Raw genomic sequence first — 18468 nt, 5'->3', positions numbered from 1 at the left:
GCCGGCGCGCCGGCCCGCGCTTGGATCAGGGCGTGCCGCCCGCGCCGCCGGCCGCGGCCAGGTCGGCCTCGGCGCGCATCGCGAACAGCGTGCCCGGCGGCGGCTGCCGGCTGAAATAGGTGGTGATGCCTTCCAGCACCGCGCCGGCGACCTTGCGCTGGAACGCCGGGTCGGTGAGGCGCTTCTCCTCGTCCGGATTGGAGATGAAGGCCGTCTCCACCAGCATCGCCGGCATGTCCGAGGTGCGCAGCACGGCGAAGTTGGCGCGCTCGATGTTGGGCTTGTGGTTGTTGCCCACGCGCTTGAGGCCGCCGAGCACGTGCAGGGCCGCGTCCTCGGAGGCGCGCATGTGCCCGCTCTGGGCCAGGTCCAGCAGCACGTTGGCCAGCACCGCCTCGGTCTGCTGCAGGCGCACGCCGCCGACCAGGTCGGCGGCGTTTTCCTTGTCCGCCAGCCAGCGCGCGCGCTGCGAGGAAGCGCCCTTGGTCGACAGCACGTAGACCGAGGAGCCGCGCGCGTTGCGGTTCTCGGCCGCGTCGGCGTGGATCGAGATGAAGATGTCGGCCTTGGCCGCGCGCGCGCGCTGGGCGCGCATCGGCAGCGGGATGAACACGTCGCTGTCGCGCACCAGGAAGGACTTCAGGCCCGGGGTGGCATCGATCTGGCGCGCCAGCTCGCGCGCCATGGCCAGGGTCACGTCCTTCTCGCGCTTGCCGGTGGGGCCGATCGCGCCCGGGTCCTGGCCGCCGTGGCCGGCGTCGATGGCCACGATCAGCGGACGCGCGGCGGCGGCATTGACCGCCGGGCGCACCGGCGCGGGCGCCGGGGTGGCGGCCGGCGGCGGGGCATTGTCGGTAGCGGGCGTGGCCGGCGTGGTGGTCGCAGGCGCCGGGGTGCCGGCCAGCGCACCGGCGCGGCCCTCGAGGATGGCCTGCGGCGAGACCGCCGCCGGTGCCGGCTGCGCCGGCTGCGACGCCGGCTCGCTGGCACGGCCGGCCCGCACCACCTGCGCGGTCAGCAGCGCGGTGGCACGCGCGGCCTCGGCGCGCGCGGCCGCATCGCTGGCCGGCGCGGGCGTGTCGCCGGAACCGGAAGCGGTGGCGGCTGGAGCCGCGGCGACCGTGGCCGGCCCCGGCCCGGATGGGCTGGCAGCGGTAGCCGGGGTCACCGGGCCGTCGCCCGGCCATTCGATCACCAGGCGCGCGCCTTCCGGCGTGGGCTCGGCGCGCACCGGCAGGCTGGCCACCGGCGCGGCCAGTTCGAACACGATGCGGTAGGTGCCTGGCACCGGCTGCCCGGTGCGCACGTTGGTCACCAGGCCGGCAGGGGCCGGCAGCTTCAGGCCCGCGGCGGCGTGCGATTCGGGCAGGTCCAGCACCAGCCGGTGCGGCCCGCTGAGGCTCAGGGTCTTGAACTGCCCGGCGCCGTGCAGCTGCACCTCGGCGCGGGTTCCGGTGGGCCCCTGCTGCAGGCTCAGGCCCTTCACCTCGCCGGCCAGGGCATCGCCCACGCAGCCGATCACGGCGAGCACGAGGCCCGCCGCCAGCACGCCAAACCGGGCGAGGAGGTGGCACATGGGCCGGATTCAATCACCAGCCGGCGTGCATTGCAAGTGAAAATCCTTTAAGAATCCGCCACCTGGGGGATCTTTTTGCGATCACCCGGCAGGAACGCCCTGCAACCGCCCGTTCAGGTCGAGGGCTGACAGCCAGGCCTGGCCCGCCGCGGAGCGGGCTTCCAGGCGGGCGCGGCGCCCGGCTCCGGCGACCGCCAGGTGCACTTCCAGGTCCGGCGCCGGCAGCGCGCCCTGGCCGCGCTCGGGCCACTCCACCAGCCACAGCGTGGCCTCGTCGCCGTCCAGGCCGAGGAAGTCCAGCTCGCCGGCATCGGCGATGCGGTAAAGGTCCAGGTGCCAGGCCTCGCCGCCGGGCACCGGGTAGCGCTCGACCAGGGTGTAGGTGGGACTGCGCACCGGCCCCTGCACCCCCAGCGCGCGCAGCAGCGCGCGTGCCAGGCTGGACTTGCCGGCGCCCAGGTCGCCGTGCAGGTGGACCACGGCCGGCTGCGGCCGGCTCGCGGCCAGGGCGCGGCCCAGTTCGTCGGTGGCCTCGGGACCGGGAAGCTCGATCAGCATCGGGAAACTGCCTGCAAAGAAGGGGGATTGGCCAGCCGCCGCAGCCACGGCAGCAGGTCCGAGGGCAACAGGCCACGCTGGCCGCCGTCGGCTGCCGCGGCGTCACCGGCGGCACTGTGCAGCAGGGCGCCGGCACAGGCGGCCTGGAACGCGTCCAGCCCCTGGGCGCGCATGGCGGCGATGGTGCCGGTCAGCAGGTCACCCATGCCGCCGGTGGCCATGCCGGGATTGCCGGCGTCGAGCACGCAGGGCAGTTCGCCCGGCGCGGCGATGATGCTCCCGGCGCCCTTGAGCACCACCACGCAGCCGTAGCGCTGCGCCAGCGCGGCCGCGGCGACGTAGCGGTCCGCCTGCACCGCGGCGGTGCTGCTGCCCAGCAGGCGCGCGGCCTCGCCCGGATGCGGGGTGAGGATCGCGTCGCCCAGTGGCATGGGCGCTTCGGCCAGCAGGTTCAGGGCATCGGCATCGAGCACGTGCGGCAGGTCGCTCTCCAGCACCTTGCGGAACAGCGCACCGCCCCACCACGAGCTGCGCCCCAGGCCCGGTCCGCAGGCGACGACGCTGGCGCGCGCCAGCAGCGGCGCCAGCGCCTCGGCATCCTCGACCGCGTGCACCATCGCTTCCGGGCGCCGCGCCAGCAGCGCCGGCACGTGCGCCTCGCGCGTGGCCACGCTGGCCAGGCCGGCACCGCTGCGCAGCGAGGCTTCCACCGCCAGCAGCACCGCGCCGCCGCTGCCGTGGTCGCCGCCCACGCACAGCACGTGGCCGGCGCGGCCCTTGTGGCTGTCGCGCGGCCGCGGCGGCAGCCATTGCGCCAGCGCGGATGCATCCAGCAGGCGCGCGCATGGCGGCGCCACCGCCGCGTACGCCGCGGCGTCCACGTGCAGGGTGTCCAGCAGCAGTTCGCCGGTGTGGTCCAGGGCCATGCCGGTGCGCAGGCCGCTGTGTTCGACGATGAACTGCAGGGTGCAGTCGGCGCGCAGGGCGACGCCCGGCGCGCTGCCGCGGTCGGCGTCGATGCCTGAAGGGACGTCGAGCGCGAATACCGGCGCCTGCGCCGCGTCCAGCGCCGCGACCAGAGCGGCCACTGGTTCGCGCGGCGCCGCCTCCAGGCCGATGCCCAGCAGCGCGTCGACCAGCAGCTCGGCATCGTCCAGCGCGCAGGGGAAGTGTTCCAGGGTGCCGCCGATGCTGGCGTAATCGGCCGCGGCACGTTGCGCCAGCGGCGTGCGCGGCTGCACGCCGGCCGGCAGCACCACGCGCACGTCCAGGCCGGCCTGCAAGGCCAGCCGCGCCAGCACGTAGCCGTCGCCTCCGTTGTTGCCACTGCCGCAGGCCACCACGATCCGGCGCGCATGCGGCCAGCGTTCGCGCAGCACCCGCCAGGCAGCTTCGCCGGCGCGTGTCATCAGCACGTAGCCGTCGCCGCCGAGCGCGGCGGTCGCCTCCTGGTCGATCCGGCGGGCGGCGCGGCTGTCGAACAGCAGGGTGGCGGAGGCAGGCATGGCGCAATTCTAAGCCGCGGGCGCCGGGGCCGGCGTTGCGGCGGCTCCTATAATCGGCGCATGTCCCCCACCCCGCCCGCAAGCCCGGCCCAGCCCGCGGCGATCGACCTCGTCGCTGCCGCACGGCGAGTGCGCGAGCTGGCGCGCGAGCACGGCTTCCAGCGCTGCGGCATCAGCGGCGTGGACCTGGCCGAGGACGAGGCCCACCTGCGCGACTGGCTGGCCCAGGGCCTGTACGGAACCATGGACTGGATGGCGCGCCATGGCACCGCGCGCAGCCGTCCGCGTGAACTGGTGCCGGGAACGGTGCGGGTGGTCTCGGTGGGCCTGGACTACGGCCAGGACGGGGACCAGGCCTGGGCCACGCTGGCCGATGGCCGCCGCGCCTACGTGGCCCGCTACGCCCTGGGCCGCGACTACCACAAGCTGATGCGCAACCGGCTGCAGAAGCTGGCCGAACGCTTGCAACGGGAATTCGGCGCCTTCGGCTACCGCGTGTTCGTGGACTCGGCGCCGGTGCTGGAGCGCGCACTGGGGCGCAACGCCGGGCTGGGCTGGATCGGCAAGCACACCTGCCTGATCGACAAGGACGGCGGCTCCTGGTTCTTCCTCGGCGAGATTTACCTGGACCTGCCGCTGCCGGTGGATCCGCCGGCCAGCGCGCATTGCGGCACCTGCAGCCGCTGCATCCCCGCCTGCCCGACCGGGGCGATCACCGCGCCCTACCGGCTGGATGCGCGGCGTTGCATCTCCTACCTGACCATCGAGCACGACGGCCCGATCCCGGAGGAGCTGCGCCCTGCGATCGGCAACCGCATCTTCGGCTGCGACGACTGCCAGCTGGTGTGTCCCTGGAACAAGTTCGCGCGGCGCACCGACGAGCCGGACTTCCGCGCCCGCAACAACCTCGACCAGGCCACCCTCGCCGAGCTGTTCGCCTGGGAAGAGGAGGAGTTCCTGCGCCGCACCGAGGGCAGCGCGATCCGCCGCAGCGGCCACGAGCGCTGGCTGCGCAACATCGCCGTGGCCCTGGGCAACGCTCCGACCACGCCGGAAGTCGTCGCCGCGCTGGAATCGCGCCGCGAGCACCCTTCGCAGCTGGTACGGGAGCATGTGGCCTGGGCGCTGGAGCGGCATCGAGGGGCGTGATTGGTGATTGGTGATTTGGGGGGCGCTGCCGGGCGCCGCGACGGCTCGCTCTGGGCTGGCCGCCCGGAGCGCCTCCGGCACCACGCACGCTGCCGCGCTATCCTGTCCCGCCGAGCCGTACGCGCCGATGTCCGAGCAGAACCCCGTCCTCACCCCCGCCCAGCTCAACACGCTGGCGCGCGACCTGCTGGAGAGTGCCTTCCCGCTGGTCTGGGTCGAGGGCGAGCTGGGCAACGTCACCCGTCCGGCCTCCGGGCACCTGTACTTCAACCTCAAGGACGCGCGCGCCCAGGTGCGCTGCGCCATGTTCCGGCCCAAGAGCCAGTGGCTGAAGTTCGTGCCGCGCGAGGGCATGAAGGTGCTGGCCCGCGGCCGGCTCACCCTGTACGAGGCACGCGGCGACTACCAGCTGGTGCTGGACCACCTGGAGGAAGCCGGCGAAGGCGCCCTGCGCCGCGCCTACGAGGCGTTGAAGGCGAAGCTGGAGGCCGAGGGCCTGTTCGACCCCGCACGCAAGCACCCCCTGCCGCGCTGGGTGCGGCGCCTGGCCGTGATCACCTCGCCCACCGGCGCGGCGGTGCGCGACGTGCTGAGCGTGCTCGGCCGCCGCTGCCCGCTGCTGGACGTGGAAATCCTCCCCAGCCTGGTCCAGGGCGAGACCGCCGCGGCGCAGATCACCTCGCTGCTGCAGCGCGCCGGCGCCAGCGGCCGCTACGACGCCATCCTGCTGGCGCGCGGCGGCGGTTCGCTGGAAGACCTGTGGGCGTTCAACGACGAGCGCCTGGCGCGTGCGATCGCCGCATCGCCGGTGCCGGTCGTCTCCGCGGTCGGGCACGAAACCGACTTCACCCTGGCCGACTTCGCCGCCGACGTGCGTGCGCCCACGCCGTCGGTGGCCGCCGAGCTGCTGGTACCGGACCGGCGCGACCTGCTGGCGCGCATCGGCGTGCTGCACGGCCGCCTGCGCGCGATCCAGGGCCATCGCCTGCGCCAGGCCATGCAGCGTGCCGACCGCGCCGCGCTGCGCCTGCAGGCACAGTCGCCGCAGAACCGGCTGCGCCTGCTCGGCCAACGCCAGGAAGCCCTGCGACGCCGGCTGGAAGCACGCTGGCGCGAACAGCTGCAGCACCAGCACGCACGCCTGCGCCACGCCGGCGCGGTACTGCGCGCCCACCATCCGCAGCGACGCGTCGCGCAGCTGCGCGAACGCCTGCTGCGCCTGCAGTCGCGCCCGCAGGCCGCGATCGCCCGGATCCTGCAGCGCGATGCGCTCAAGCTGCGCGCCCTGGCGCGCTCGCTGGAAGCGTGCAGCCCGCTGGCCACGGTGGCGCGCGGCTATTCGATCGTCACCCGCGGCGACGATGGCGCCCTGGTGCACTCGGTCGCCCAGGTCGCGCCGGGCGACCGCGTGCAGGCCCGCCTGCGCGACGGCACCGTGGCGCTGACGGTCGGGTCGGTCACACCGGATCCGCCGTCACGGCCGTGAGCGGGCGCATCCGCGCGGCGTCTGTCACCAGGCCGTCATCCGGCGGTAATCGCCCCGGCATCGACCGCAGGCAGGCTGGAAGCGCAACCGGAGACGGCCCATGCGCTACGCCCTCGTCACCGAAACCTGGCCACCCGAGGTCAACGGGGTCGCACTGACCGTGCAGTCACTGGCCTTTGGCTTGCGCGGGCGCGGCCATGCGGTCGAGGTCGCCCGTCCGCGCCAGCCCGGTGCTGGCCCGGACGAAGGCCTGGAAACCCTGCTCCTCCCCGGCGCGGCGCTGCCGCATTACCCCGGCCTGCGCATCGGACTGCCCGCATCCGGCGCGCTGCACCGGCAGTGGCGCCGCACGCGACCGGACACGGTGTACATCGCCACCGAAGGCCCGCTGGGGTGGTCGGCACTCCGCACCGCCAGGCGCCTCGGCATTCCGGTCGCCAGTGGCTTCCATACCCGCTTCGACCACTACATGCGCGACTACGGCCTGGCCTGGCTGCAGCCGGGGGCATTGCGCCTGATGCGCCGTTTCCACAATCGCGCCGACGCCACCCTGGTGCCGACCATGGAGCTGGAGCAGGCGCTGCGCACGCAGGGTTTCTCGCGCGTGGTGCGGCTGGCGCGGGCGGTGGACACCACGCAGTTCACGCTGTTCCGTCGCGACACGCACCTGCGCCGCGACTGGGGCGCCGATGCCGCCACGCCGGTGGTGGTGTACGTGGGGCGGATCGCAGCGGAGAAGAACCTGGACCTGGCAGTCCGGGCGTTCCGCGCCCTGCAGCGGCAGCGCGCGGATGCGCGCTTCGTGTGGATCGGCGACGGCCCCCTGCGCGAGGCGCTGGCGCGCGGGAATCCCGACTTCGTGTTCTGCGGGATGCAGCGCGGGGAGGCATTGGCGCGGCACTTCGCCAGCGGCGACCTGTTCCTGTTCCCCAGCCTCAGCGAGACCTTCGGCAACGTCGTCCTCGAAGCGATGGCCAGCGGCGTGCCGACCGTGGCCTTCGACACCGGCGCCGCCCGCGAACACCTGCATACCGGCGTACACGGGCTGCTGGCGCATGACGACGCCGGCTTCATCGCCGCCGCCGTCGCCCTGGCGGGCGATGCCACCCTGCGCCGCGAGATGGGCGTGGCGGCGCGCACCGCGGTGCTGGGGCTGCGCCCGGAACAGGTCGCGGCCGACTTCGATGCCCTACTGGCGACGCTGGCCCGCCGTGGAGCCCTCGATGCACCTCTCGCCGCCTGATCCGCTCCCCGCCGAGCTGCCGGCGCGCGCCGGCCCCGGTGCACGCCTGCATGCACGCGAGCAGCGCTGGTGCCTGCTGGCCAACCGCATGTGCATGCGCAGGTCGGTGCGCGGCTATTTCGCCTGCGTCAGCCGCCTGGGCGACGGCTTCGCCTGGTACGCGCTGATCGCCTCACTGGCGGTGCTGGGCGGCGAGGGCGGCCGCCTGACGGCCCTGCACATGGCTGCCGTGGGCCTGGCCTCGCTGGCGTTGTACCGTGGCCTCAAGCGATGGACCAGGCGACCGCGCCCGTTTGCCGCCGACCTGCCATCCGCGCATGGGTCGCGCCGCTGGACGAGTTCAGCTTCCCCTCCGGGCACACCCTGCACGCCGTGGCCTTCAGCGTGGTGGCCCTGGCCCATTATCCGGTGCTGGCGCCGCTGCTGCTGCCGTTCAGCGCCTCGGTCGCGGCCTCGCGGGTGGTGCTGGGGCTGCATTATCCCAGCGACGTCCTGGCCGCCATCGCCATGGGCCTTGCGCTGGGCGGCGGTTCGCTCTGGCTGGCGGGCGTTGCCTAGCCGGACGCGCCAGGCAGCGCATCGAAGCCTTCCACCCGCGCGCGCACGATTGCCGGTGCGAGCTGCGCCGGCCAGTCGCGGTCGTTGGCGACCTGGGCGGTGAGGCGCGTGTCTTCCAGCCGCGCGAAGTCGAGCTCGGCGATCGCCCATTCCTGGCCGGCACCGGCGCTGGCCAGGATGCCGTCGGCCGGGAAGCCCACGTCCATCGGCGCGTAGATCGCCGCGTCGCCGGTGTTCGTATCCAGCGCCGGGCTCCAGGGCGCGTCGCCGGCGGTGACGGCCTGGGCGACGAAGAAGCGGTTCTCCAGCGCGCGCGCCAGGCAGCCCACGCGCACCCGGGTGGCTCCGGCGGCGGTGTCGGTGCAGCTGGGCACCAGCAGCAGGCGCGCGCCGGCCTCGTACTGGGCGCGCACCGGCAGCGGGAACTCGCTGTCGTAGCAGATGCTGATGCCCGCGCGCACGCCGGCCACATCCACCACCTTCAGCGCCTCGCCGGGCACGATCACCCCGGTCCGCTTCTCGAAGCCGGTCAGCTGCAGCTTATCCTGCCACTGGTGGCCGCCATCGGGCGCGAACAGGTCGGCGCGGTTGCGATGGCGGCCGGCGCCGATGTCCAGCAGGAAGCTGCCGGCGACGATGTACATGCCCAGCTCTCGGGCGAGGCCGGAAAACAGCGCCAGCCAGGCCTGGCGATGCTGCTGGATCGCCTGCAGCGAGGCGTGCAGGTCGGCGTAGACCTGCGGCCCGTGGATGGCCGCCAGCTCCAGCGACAGGTATTCCGGCAGCACCGCGACGCGCACGCCCTGCGCCGCGGCCTGTTCCAGCAAAGCGCGCTGGCGCGCGGCAAACGCCTCGAAATCCGCGGGCTTGCCGACTTCGTAGCGGCAGGCGGCAACTTTCATGGTTTCTCCTTCCAGTCGCGCGACCAGAAGGTCAGCGCATGTTCGATTTCGCCCCTGCCGATCTCCTCCCACGCCAGGCGGACGGCCAGTCCCGGCAGGCGCGCATAGCCGCGGCCGTGCCAGAACGCATCGTTGGGCCGGTACCCGGGCGGGCGGCGCGGATCATCCGGATCGCGGTCCACCGCGCAGAACGCGGTGAAGCGGAAGCGGCCAAGCCTGCGTGCATGGGCCTCGCGTTCGTCGAAGAAGGCATGGCCCACGCCCAGTCCACGGTAGGCGGGCAGCAGCACCGACTCGCCGAAGTAGAACACCTCTTCGGCCGGCAGGCCGGCGTGCTGCAGCGGCGCGGCGAACGCCTCGGCGTCGTCCAGCAGCGGCAGGCCGGTGGAGGCGCCCACCACGCGGCCCTCGTCCAGGGCCAGCACCAGCACGCTTTCGCGCGAGGCGACGTAGGGTTGCAGGTACTGGCGCTCGTAGTCGCTGGAACTGTCGCCTTCGTACAGGTACGGCCAGTCGCGGAATACGGCCACCCGCAGGCGGGCGACCTCGTCGAGCCAGGGTTCGATGTCGGCACCGTGGACGGTGCGGATCCGGGGCTTGGATGGCATGCGCGGATTCTACGCGCCTGCGCGCGGCGCCTTCAGTCGGCGCCGCGCCCCAGGCGCTGCAGCTGCGCGGCCATTTCCCACGATGCGAGCGGGCGCGGCCCGAGGTGGTGGGCGAGCACCGCGCGCAGCGGCAGGCGCAGGCTTGCCAGGTCCTCCGGACCCGGCTGCACGTCGGCGGCCAGCGCCAGCAGCGCGGCGCCGGTGGCGGCGGCGTTGCGCTCGCCGTGGCCGCGGTCGCTGAGCAACCTTCGCGGGCCGTGTTCCGGATCGAGCCGGTAGCGCGCGGCCGGGTCCAGCGGCTGGCCGTCGCCGTCCACGTCCAGCTCGAAACCCACGCCGAGGGCGCCGAGCAGGTCGCGCTCGAAGCGGCGCAGGGTCCAGGCCAGGGAGCCGGCGTCGGCCAGCGCGGCGCGGGTGCGGGCGTAGGCCCCGAACAGTTCCGGCAGCGGATCCTGGCGCGGCGCCAGGCGAAGCACCAGCTCGTTGAGGTAGAACGCGGCCAGCTGCACCTGCCCGCCCAGCCGCGGCGCGGCGTCCACGGCCTCGGCGCCGCGCAGCTGGGCCAGTTCGCCGGCCAGCACCGCGTCGTAGCGGATGTGCTGCAGCGGCTGCAGCGCGGCGCGCAGCACCTGCCGCTTCGGCGAGTTCACCCCGCGCGCGACCAGCCCCAGGCGGCCGTGGGTGGCGCTGAGGACCTCGACCAGCAGGCTGGTCTCGCGCCACGGGCGGGCATGCAGGACGAAGGCGCTGTCGCCCTCGATGCGCATGTCAGTCCCCGCCGGCCATGCGCGGCTTACTCCTGGCCGTAGCCGAAGGCCTTCAGCGCGGCCTCGTCGTCGGACCAGCCCTCGCGCACGCGCACCCAGGTCTCCAGGAACACCTTGCGCCCGAACAGCCGCTCCATCTGCTGCCGCGCCTTGCTGCCGATCTCGCGCAGGCGCGCGCCGCCCTTGCCAATCACGATCGGCTTCTGGCCCTCGCGCTCGACCCAGATCACCGCGCCGATGCGCAGCAGCGCGCCATCCTCGGCGAAGCGCTCGATCTCCACGGTGGTGGCGTACGGCAGCTCGTCGCCGAGCTGGCGCATCAGCTGCTCGCGCACCAGTTCGCCGGCCAGGAAGCGCTGGCTGCGGTCGGTGATCTCGTCCTCGTCGTAAACCGGCGGTGCCTCCGGCAGCTGCGCCAGGATGTCGGCGACCAGGTCGTCCAGGCCCTTGCGCTTGAGCGCGGAGATCGGATGCACGGCCGCGAAATCCCGGTCCTTCGCCACCTCGGCCAGGAACGGCAGCAGGGTGGTCTTGTCCTTGAGCCGGTCGACCTTGTTGACCACCAGCACCACCGGCACGCCGGCGTCGTGGAGCACGTTGAACGCCAGCGTGTCCTCCTCGTCCCAGCGCCCGGCCTCGACCACCAGCACCGCCGCGTCCACGTCCTCCACCGCGCCGCGCGCGGTGCGGTTCATCACCCGGCTCATCGCCGAGGCCTTGAACCGGCCCTGCTCGCGGTGCAGCCCGGGGGTGTCGACCAGCAGCATCTGCCCGCCCGGCACCGTGGCGATGCCCAGCAGGCGGTGGCGCGTGGTCTGCGGGCGGTTGGAGACGATGCTGACCTTGGCCCCGACCAGGGCGTTGACCAGGGTGGACTTGCCGACGTTCGGGCGGCCGACGACGGCGACGCTGCCGCAGCGGTGGGGGGCTTCGTTGTTTCCGGGATTCACTTGTCGGACCGTCTATGGCTGCCGGAGCGGGGGCTCCAGCCGTTCCAGCACCGCCGCGGCCGCGGCCTGTTCGGCCAGGCGCCGCGAGGTGCCCTGCCCTTCGGCGCTGGCCGGAGGCTCGCTCAGGGTACACCGGGCGAGGAACACCTTGGCGTGTTCCTCGCCGCTTTCGGAGACCAGCTCGTAGGCCGGCAGCGGCTTCTGCCGCGCCTGCAGCCATTCCTGCAGGCGGGTCTTGGCGTCCTTTTCCGGCTTGCCGACCGGCAGCGCCGCCAGCGCCTGTTCGAACCAGGGCAGCACGACCGCGCGGCAGGCCTCGTAGCCGGCGTCCAGGTAGATCGCGGCGACCACGGCCTCGACCGCGTCGGCCAGGATCGAATCGCGGCGGAAGCCGCCGGACTTCAGCTCGCCCGGCCCCAGGGTCAGGCGCTCGCCCAGCTCCAGCTGGCGGGCGATCACCGCCAGCGAGGCTTCGCGCACCAGCTCGGCGCGGGCCCGGGTCAGCACGCCCTCGTCGGCCTTGGGCCAGCGCTGGTACAGGGCCTCGGCGGCGATCAGGTTGACCACCGCGTCGCCGAGGAATTCCAGCCGCTCGTTGTGCGGCGAACCGGCGCTGCGGTGGGTCAGCGCCTGCTGCAGCAGCGACGGATCGGCGAACGCATGGCCGATCCGGTCGCGCACCAGCTTGCGGTCATTCCTCGCCACTACCGCGCCGCGTAAGGGCCTGGCGGGTATCAAAGTTGCCCACCACGTCCAGGTTGTAGATCAGGGGCCGGCGCACCTCGTAGGTGACGCGCATCACCCAGCCGCCGTTGGCGCGCTCGAACTTCACGTTCTGCGGCTTCACGTTCTCGGAATAGTTGATGTACAGGCGGCGGAAGAACAGCTCCTGGATCCGCTGCGGGCTCATGTCGGCCACGCCCGGCTCGTTGGACAGGCCCTTCATCGCCGACCGCACCGCATAGTACTCCTGGTACATCGGGAACAGCTTCATGCCGACGTAGGCGGCGAACCCCAGCACCGCCAGCACCATCAGGAACCCGACCAGGCTCAGACCGCCTTGCTTGCGCTTCATTGCCATTCCCCCAACCGGCGCCTTGCGCCTTACTTGATCCTCGTCCCGATCCGTCCCGGATCGAAACTCCCCGTGCAGAACCAGCCCTCGCAGTTCAGCCAGATCAGGAACGCCTTGCCGCGGAGGTTCTCCTCCGGCAGGAACGACGTCTGGGTCCAGAACCGGCTGTCCTCGCTATTATCACGATTGTCGCCCATCACGAAATAGTGGCCTTCCGGCACGGTCCACTCGCCCTGGCCAGCGGGCGCGGCGCGGTCGATCCACTCCAGCACGCGGTGGTCGCGCCCGGGCAGGTGCTCGGTCAGCAGGGTCGCGCCGTCCATCTCCGCGCCGCGGCCCTTGCCCACGTACTGGCCGATCGGGGTGTAGCGCACCGCCTCGCCGTTGATGTACAGGGTGTCGCCGTGGAAGGCGATGCGGTCGCCCGGCAGGCCGACCACGCGCTTGATCCAGTTCTGGTCCGGGTCGTGCGGCGGCTTGAACACCACCACGTCGCCGCGTTCCGGCTCGCCCAGCGGCACGAACTTGCGGTTGGTCACCGGCAGGCGCAGGCCGTAGGAGAACTTGTTGACCAGGATGAAATCGCCGATCAGCAGGTTCGGCATCATCGAGCTGGACGGGATCTTGTACGGCTCGGCGACGAAGCTGCGCAGGACCAGCACCGCGGCCAGCACCGGGAAGAACGCGCGCGAGTAGTCCACCACCGCCGGCTCCTCGTCCAGCAGGCCGGCGCGGGCGGCGCGGCGCCGGGCGAAGAACAGGCGGTCCAGCAGCCACACCAGGCCGGTGGCGAAGGTCAGGACCACCAGGCCGATCTCAAACCATTTCATGCTCGTTCCTTGGCGAGGGAAACCGGGACCGCGGCGCGCGGGAGCGGCGCTCGGGGCATCACTTGCTGTCCACCTGCAGCACGGCCAGGAAGGCCTCCTGCGGGATCTCCACGCGGCCGACCTGCTTCATGCGCTTCTTGCCTTCCTTCTGCTTCTCCAGCAGCTTCTTCTTGCGGGTGATGTCGCCGCCGTAGCACTTGGCCAGCACGTTCTTGCGCAGCGCCTTGACCGTGGTGCGGGCGATGATCTGCGAGCCGATCGCGGCCTGGATCGCCACGTCGAACTGCTGGCGCGGGATCAGGTCCTTCATCTTCTCGCACAGCTCGCGGCCACGGCGGTCGGCGTGGGTGCGGTGGACGATGATCGACAGCGCATCCACCCGGTCGCCGTTGATCAGGGTGTCCACGCGCACGAACGGACCGGCGTCGAAGCGCAGGAAGTGGTAGTCCAGCGAAGCGTAGCCGCGGCTGACCGACTTGAGCTTGTCGAAGAAGTCCAGCACCACCTCGGCCATCGGCAGTTCGTAGCTGATCTGCACCTGGCTGGCCATGTAGGTGATGCCGATCTGCACGCCGCGCTTTTCCTCGCACAGCTTGATGACGTTGCCGATGTACTCCTCGGGGGTGAGGATGTTGGCGCGGATGATCGGCTCGCGGACCTCCTGGATCAGGTTGGCCTGTGGCAGCTTGGCCGGGTTGTCCAGCGGCACCACCGTGCCGTCGGTCTTCAGCACCTCGTACACCACGGTCGGCGCGGTGGTGATCAGGTCCAGGTCGTACTCGCGCTCCAGGCGCTCCTGCACGATCTCCATGTGCAGCATGCCGAGGAAGCCGCAGCGGAAGCCGAAGCCCATCGCCTCCGAGCTCTCCGGCTCGAAGCGCAGCGCGGCGTCGTTCAGGCGCAGCTTCTCCAGCGCCTCGCGCAGGTCCGGGTAGTCCTCGGCGTTGACCGGGAACAGGCCGGCGAACACGCGCGGCTGCATCTCCTGGAAGCCCGGCAGCGGCGCCGGGGCCGGGTCGGCCGCCAGGGTCAGGGTGTCGCCCACCGGGGCGCCGTGTACGTCCTTGATCGAGGCGGTGATCCAGCCCACCTCGCCGGCCTTGAGCACCGGCAGTTCCTTGCGCTTGGGGGTGAACACGCCGACCTTGTCCACCTCGTGGGTACGGCCGGTGGACATCACCAGGATCTTGCTCCTGGGCCGGATCTCGCCCTGCATCACCCGCACCAGCGAGACCACGCCCAGGTAGTTGTCGAACCAGGAGTCGATGATCAGCGCCTGCAGCTTGTCGGTGTCGCGCGGCTTCGGCGGCGGGATGCGGTGGACGATGGCCTCCAGCACCTGGTCCACGTTCAGGCCGGTCTTGGCGCTGACCGCGACCGCCTCGGAGGCATCGATGCCGATCACCGCCTCGATCTCGGCCTTGGCGCGCTCGATGTCGGCGGTCGGCAGGTCGATCTTGTTGAGGACCGGCACCACCTCCAGGCCCTGCTCCACCGCGGTGTAGCAGTTGGCCACCGACTGCGCCTCCACGCCCTGGGCGGCGTCGACCACCAGCAGCGCGCCTTCGCAGGCGGCCAGCGAGCGGCTGACTTCGTAGGAGAAGTCGACGTGGCCCGGGGTATCGATGAAGTTCAGGTAGTAGGTGTTCCCGTCCTTGGCCTTGTACGGCAGGGACACGGACTGCGCCTTGATGGTGATGCCGCGCTCGCGCTCGATCGGGTTGGAATCGAGCACCTGGGCTTCCATCTCGCGCGCTTCCAGGCCGCCGCACAGCTGGATGATGCGGTCGGCGAGGGTCGACTTGCCGTGGTCGACGTGGGCAATGATGGAGAAGTTGCGGATGAACCGCATGGAATCTGCAGACATGAGGGGCGGCGGTCTCGGCCGTCGTCGGGTAGCGGCGGATTATCGCACGCCGCGGGGGCATCCACGGATGTCCCCGCCGCCCCGCGCCCGCGGGCATGCGCCGGCGCCCGGCCGCACGGGCCGGGCGCCGCGCCGGATCAGTCTTCCTGCACGGTGAGGGCGACGAAGCTGGTGGCGCCGGCCGGAGTGCGCACCAGCAGCATCACCGCGTCGCCGGCCGAGGCCGACTTCAGCTCGCGCTCCAGCGCGGCCACGCTGCCCACCGGGGTGCGGCCCACCCGCAGGATCACCATGCCGGGCGACAATCCGGCCTCGCGCGCCTCCGGGCTCAGCACGCCGGTGATGCGCACGCCCTCGTTGTTGCCCAGGCCCAGCTGGCGGCGGGTGGCGGCGTCCAGGTCGGCCACGCGCAGGCCGATCCGGGCCGCCGGCGACACCGCCGCGCCGGAGCTGCTGCCGGAACCGTCGCGCAGGCCCGGCCGCTGGGCGTCGCTGGTCAGCTCGCCCAGGGTCACGTTCAGCTCGCGCTTGCGGCCGTCGCGCACGATCTCCAGCCGCGCCTTCGAGCCCGGCGGGAGCATGCCGATGATCGGCGGCAGGTCGGCGCTGCTGTTGACCGGGTGGCCGTTGACCGCGGTGATCACGTCGCCGATCTCCACTCCGCCCTTCTCCGCGGCGCTGCCCGGCTCGACGCTGTTGACCAGCGCGCCGGCGCTGCTGGACAGGCCCAGCGCCTTGGCCCGGGCCGAATCGATCTCCTGCACCACCACGCCCAGCATGCCGCGGCTGACCTTGCCGGTCTTCTTGATCTGCTCGGCCGCGTTCATCGCCAGGTCGATCGGGATGGCGAAGCTCACGCCCATGTAGCCGCCGGAATTGCTGAGGATCTGCGAGTTGATGCCCACCACCTCGCCGGAGGTGTTGAGCAGCGGGCCGCCGGAGTTGCCGCGGTTGATCGCCACGTCGGTCTGGATGAACGGCACGTACTGCTGACCGCGGCCGCCGCTGCGGCCCAGCGCGCTGACGATGCCGGCGGTGACCGACTGCTCCAGGCCCAGCGGCGAGCCGATCGCCACCACCCACTGGCCCGGGCGCAGCGAGGAGGAATCGCCCAGGCGCAGGGCCGGCAGGCCCGCGGCCTCCTTGCCCTCCAGCTTGAGCAGGGCCACGTCGTAGCCCTCGTCGCTGCCGACCAGCTTGGCCTGGAACTCGCGGCGGTCGGACAGGCGCACGGTGATCGATTCGGCGCCGTCGACCACGTGGTGGTTGGTGAGGATGTAGCCGTCGCCGATCAGGAAGCCGGAGCCGACCGAGCGGCCCGGGGCGGCGTTCGGAGAAGGCATGCCGAAGCCGGGGCCGAAGAAGCGGCGGAAGATCTCCGGGATCTCCTCGTCGTCCGGCATGCCGCGGGCGGCGGTGCGCGCGCCGATCCGCGCCTCGATGTTGACCACGCCCGGGGTCACCTGCTCCACCAGCCGGGTGAAATCCGGCAGGCCCGTCACCAGCGGCGCGGCGGGTGCGGCCGGGGCGGCGGTGGCAGCGACGGCGGCCGGCGCGGCCGGGGCCGGCGACGGCTCCCGGGCGCACGCGACCAGCGGGATGCTCAGCGCCAGCGCGGCCAGCAGGGGGTTGCGCACACGTGCAGTCATGTAATGGACCTCATCGCTTGCATTGGGAATGGGCCGGCACGCCCCGCCGGCGCCGCCCCGGCAAGGGGCAGCCCGCGGTCACGGCAGGAAGGCCCGGGAAGCCGCTCAGCGCGGCGCGTCTTCGCTTGCGGCCGGCGGCTCGGCCAGATCCGGCCTGGCGTCCCCGCCCGCGGGCGCCGGCAGGGCCGGCTCGAACGGATAGAAGGCGCGACCGGCCGATTGTGCCCCCGCGTTGCCGAAGCTGGCGGTGAAGGCGCCGGTCGCCGGCTGCGGCAGCACCGCCCGCGGCCACGGCCGCGCATGCGGCGCCACCGCGGAGGCAAAGGGATCCTCGTTCGCAGCCTGTCCGGCGAACGGCGCGGCCGGCAGTTCCGCGGCCACCACGGTCATGGCGTCCGCCGGGGCCAGGACCTCGCGCGCCGGCTCGGCCAGCGGCAGCGGCTCGCGCACCACCGGCTGCACCCGCGCCGGACGGCGCGAGGCGGCCGCGGCCGCGGCGGCGACCACGGCCACGGCCGCCGGCTCGGCGGCGGCCAGGTGGGTCGCCGGCGCATCCTCCGGAGTGGCATCCCGGGCGGCCGGGGCCGCCTCGGCGACTACCGGCGCTGCCGGCAGTTCCGGCGTGCTGGCCACGGTCGGCGCGGACGCCGCCGGCAGCGCGCCCGGATCGCGGGCCTGGCCCATGAACAGGGCCACCACCGCGACCGAGGCCGCCAGCGTCGCGGCGCCGCCGCCCCAGCGCATCCAGCCGTGGCGCGCGCCGCCGCGGGTGCCGGTGGCGGCCACCGCCGCCGCGTCCTCGCGCACGGCCAGGGCCACCGCCTCGGCGAAGCCGGGGGCAGCCATGCGCCCGAGCCGGCCGCGCATCACCTGCCCGTACAGCTGCCAGCGTTCGTAGCTGTCGGCCAGTTCGCGGTCGTGCTCCAGCCGGCGCAGCAGGAAGCGGGCCTCGTCCGGGGCCAGCGCGCCGTCGACCAGCGCTGAAAGCTGCTGGCGATAGTGGAGTTCAAGCCGGTCGACGCCGGGGGCGTCGTTGCGGGGGCGGATGTCCTGGCTCATGTTCTGTTTCGTTCGCGGGTAGCGCTTTGGACCTCGAGCAGCGGCCGAAGTTCGGCATCGATCGCTTCCCGGGCACGGAAGATGCGCGAGCGGACCGTGCCGATCGGGCAACCCATCTTCTGCGCGATCTCCTCGTAGCTCAGGCCGTCCACCTCGCGCAGGGTGATGGCGGTCCGCAGTTCCTCCGGCAGCGCGTCCACCGCCTTCATCACCGTGCGCTCCAGCTCCTCGCGCATGGCCTCGCGCTCGGGGGTGTCGGTGTCGCGCAGGCGGGTGCCGACGTCGTACTGCTCGGCGTCGCTGGCGTCGATGTCGTCCGTCGGCGGGCGCCGGTTGTGGGCGACCAGGTGGTTCTTGGCGGTGTTCACTGCGATCCGGTGCAGCCACGTATAGAACTGGGCGTCGCCGCGGAAGTTCCCGATCGCGCGGAAGGCGCGGACGAAGGTGTCCTGGGCGACGTCCTGGCACTCGCTCCAGTCCGGCACGTAGCGGCCGATCAGGGCGACGATCCGGTGCTGGTACTTGCGCACCAGCAGGTCGAACGCGGCCGTCTCGCCACGCTGCACGCGACGGACCAGTTCGAGGTCCAGGTCCTGGGGTGAATCCTTTTGCGTTCCTTCGGCCATGCCGGGCCGTACTCCTGTCGGCGCGGCCGAGCCGTGCCCTGTGACCGCCGTTGCCGGGAA

At 72.7% G+C, this 18468-nt stretch carries 17 protein-coding genes and 1 pseudogene; 4 read left to right on the top strand and 14 right to left on the bottom strand.

Annotated elements, in window-relative coordinates; genetic code table 11:
- Positions 1–25 precede the first annotated feature (25 nt).
- The 3 genes from EIM47_RS03775 to EIM47_RS03765 all read right to left on the bottom strand — a co-directional run bounded on the left by EIM47_RS03775 (position 26) and on the right by EIM47_RS03765 (position 3639).
- Positions 26–1576 carry an N-acetylmuramoyl-L-alanine amidase gene (locus EIM47_RS03775; RefSeq protein ID WP_125076177.1) on the bottom strand — a complete coding sequence of 517 codons (1551 nt, stop codon included), beginning with the start codon at positions 1574–1576 and terminating at the stop codon, positions 26–28.
- Positions 1577–1657: 81 nt separating this feature from the next.
- A complete protein-coding gene (gene tsaE, locus EIM47_RS03770; RefSeq protein WP_019399675.1) occupies positions 1658–2134 on the bottom strand; it encodes a tRNA (adenosine(37)-N6)-threonylcarbamoyltransferase complex ATPase subunit type 1 TsaE in 477 nt (158 codons plus the stop codon).
- Complete coding sequence (locus EIM47_RS03765; protein WP_125076176.1) at positions 2128–3639, bottom strand: NAD(P)H-hydrate dehydratase; 1512 nt, start codon at positions 3637–3639, stop codon at positions 2128–2130. Before EIM47_RS03765 ends, tsaE begins: the two co-directional genes overlap by 7 nt.
- 60 nt (positions 3640–3699) lie before the next feature.
- Here EIM47_RS03765 and queG point away from each other — a divergent pair, with 60 nt between their 5' ends.
- The 4 genes and pseudogenes from queG to EIM47_RS03745 all read left to right on the top strand — a co-directional run bounded on the left by queG (position 3700) and on the right by EIM47_RS03745 (position 8075).
- Positions 3700–4788, top strand: coding sequence for a tRNA epoxyqueuosine(34) reductase QueG (gene queG, locus EIM47_RS03760; protein ID WP_028914787.1), 1089 nt, complete (start codon positions 3700–3702; stop codon positions 4786–4788).
- A 127-nt stretch (positions 4789–4915) separates the two neighbouring features.
- The gene (gene xseA, locus EIM47_RS03755) at positions 4916–6274 is read left to right on the top strand and encodes an exodeoxyribonuclease VII large subunit (protein WP_125076175.1); all 1359 of its coding nucleotides are present in this window, start codon (positions 4916–4918) and stop codon (positions 6272–6274) included.
- 100 nt (positions 6275–6374) lie between these two features.
- The gene (locus EIM47_RS03750) at positions 6375–7517 is read left to right on the top strand and encodes a glycosyltransferase family 1 protein (RefSeq protein WP_125076174.1); all 1143 of its coding nucleotides are present in this window, start codon (positions 6375–6377) and stop codon (positions 7515–7517) included.
- Between the two features lie 88 nt (positions 7518–7605).
- A pseudogene (locus EIM47_RS03745) lies at positions 7606–8075 on the top strand (phosphatase PAP2 family protein).
- On the opposite strand, the gene EIM47_RS03740 reads toward EIM47_RS03745, so the two are convergent.
- The 11 genes from EIM47_RS03740 to rpoE all read right to left on the bottom strand — a co-directional run bounded on the left by EIM47_RS03740 (position 8072) and on the right by rpoE (position 18408).
- Positions 8072–8977 (bottom strand): carbon-nitrogen hydrolase family protein, encoded by a 906-nt coding sequence (locus tag EIM47_RS03740; protein WP_125076173.1) that lies wholly within the window; start codon positions 8975–8977, stop codon positions 8072–8074. The pseudogene EIM47_RS03745 and the gene EIM47_RS03740 overlap by 4 nt on opposite strands.
- Entirely contained in the window at positions 8974–9585 is a 612-nt protein-coding gene (locus EIM47_RS03735; protein ID WP_125076172.1) for a GNAT family N-acetyltransferase, read from the bottom strand. The genes EIM47_RS03740 and EIM47_RS03735 overlap by 4 nt, the downstream gene beginning before the upstream one ends.
- Positions 9586–9617: 32 nt before the next feature.
- Positions 9618–10352: a DNA repair protein RecO gene (gene recO, locus EIM47_RS03730; protein WP_125076171.1), complete on the bottom strand. Its 735-nt coding sequence runs from the start codon at positions 10350–10352 to the stop codon at positions 9618–9620.
- A gap of 26 nt (positions 10353–10378) precedes the next feature.
- Positions 10379–11302, bottom strand: coding sequence for a GTPase Era (gene era, locus EIM47_RS03725; protein ID WP_019399684.1), 924 nt, complete (start codon positions 11300–11302; stop codon positions 10379–10381).
- Positions 11303–11314: 12 nt separating this feature from the next.
- Positions 11315–12007 (bottom strand): ribonuclease III, encoded by a 693-nt coding sequence (rnc, locus tag EIM47_RS03720; protein WP_019399685.1) that lies wholly within the window; start codon positions 12005–12007, stop codon positions 11315–11317.
- Complete coding sequence (locus tag EIM47_RS03715) at positions 11994–12377, bottom strand: DUF4845 domain-containing protein (protein WP_019399686.1); 384 nt, start codon at positions 12375–12377, stop codon at positions 11994–11996. The genes rnc and EIM47_RS03715 overlap by 14 nt, the downstream gene beginning before the upstream one ends.
- Before the next feature lie 29 nt (positions 12378–12406).
- Positions 12407–13207, bottom strand: a complete 801-nt coding sequence (lepB, locus tag EIM47_RS03710; protein WP_019399687.1) for a signal peptidase I — start codon at positions 13205–13207, stop codon at positions 12407–12409.
- Between the two features lie 58 nt (positions 13208–13265).
- Positions 13266–15059 carry a translation elongation factor 4 gene (gene lepA, locus EIM47_RS03705; protein ID WP_019399688.1) on the bottom strand — a complete coding sequence of 598 codons (1794 nt, stop codon included), beginning with the start codon at positions 15057–15059 and terminating at the stop codon, positions 13266–13268.
- A gap of 152 nt (positions 15060–15211) precedes the next feature.
- Positions 15212–16723: a DegQ family serine endoprotease gene (locus tag EIM47_RS03700; protein WP_125076169.1), complete on the bottom strand. Its 1512-nt coding sequence runs from the start codon at positions 16721–16723 to the stop codon at positions 15212–15214.
- 105 nt (positions 16724–16828) lie between these two features.
- Entirely contained in the window at positions 16829–17782 is a 954-nt protein-coding gene (locus tag EIM47_RS03695) for an RseA family anti-sigma factor (RefSeq protein WP_125076168.1), read from the bottom strand.
- Positions 17779–18408, bottom strand: a complete 630-nt coding sequence (gene rpoE, locus EIM47_RS03690; RefSeq protein ID WP_026010294.1) for an RNA polymerase sigma factor RpoE — start codon at positions 18406–18408, stop codon at positions 17779–17781. Before rpoE ends, EIM47_RS03695 begins: the two co-directional genes overlap by 4 nt.
- Positions 18409–18468 lie beyond the last annotated feature (60 nt).

The sequence above is a fragment of the Pseudoxanthomonas sp. SGT-18 genome (assembly GCF_003931645.1).
Taxonomy (GTDB): domain Bacteria; phylum Pseudomonadota; class Gammaproteobacteria; order Xanthomonadales; family Xanthomonadaceae; genus Pseudoxanthomonas.
The sequence above is the reverse complement of the archived record's forward strand: the minus strand, read 5'-3'. Positions and strand labels throughout refer to the sequence as shown.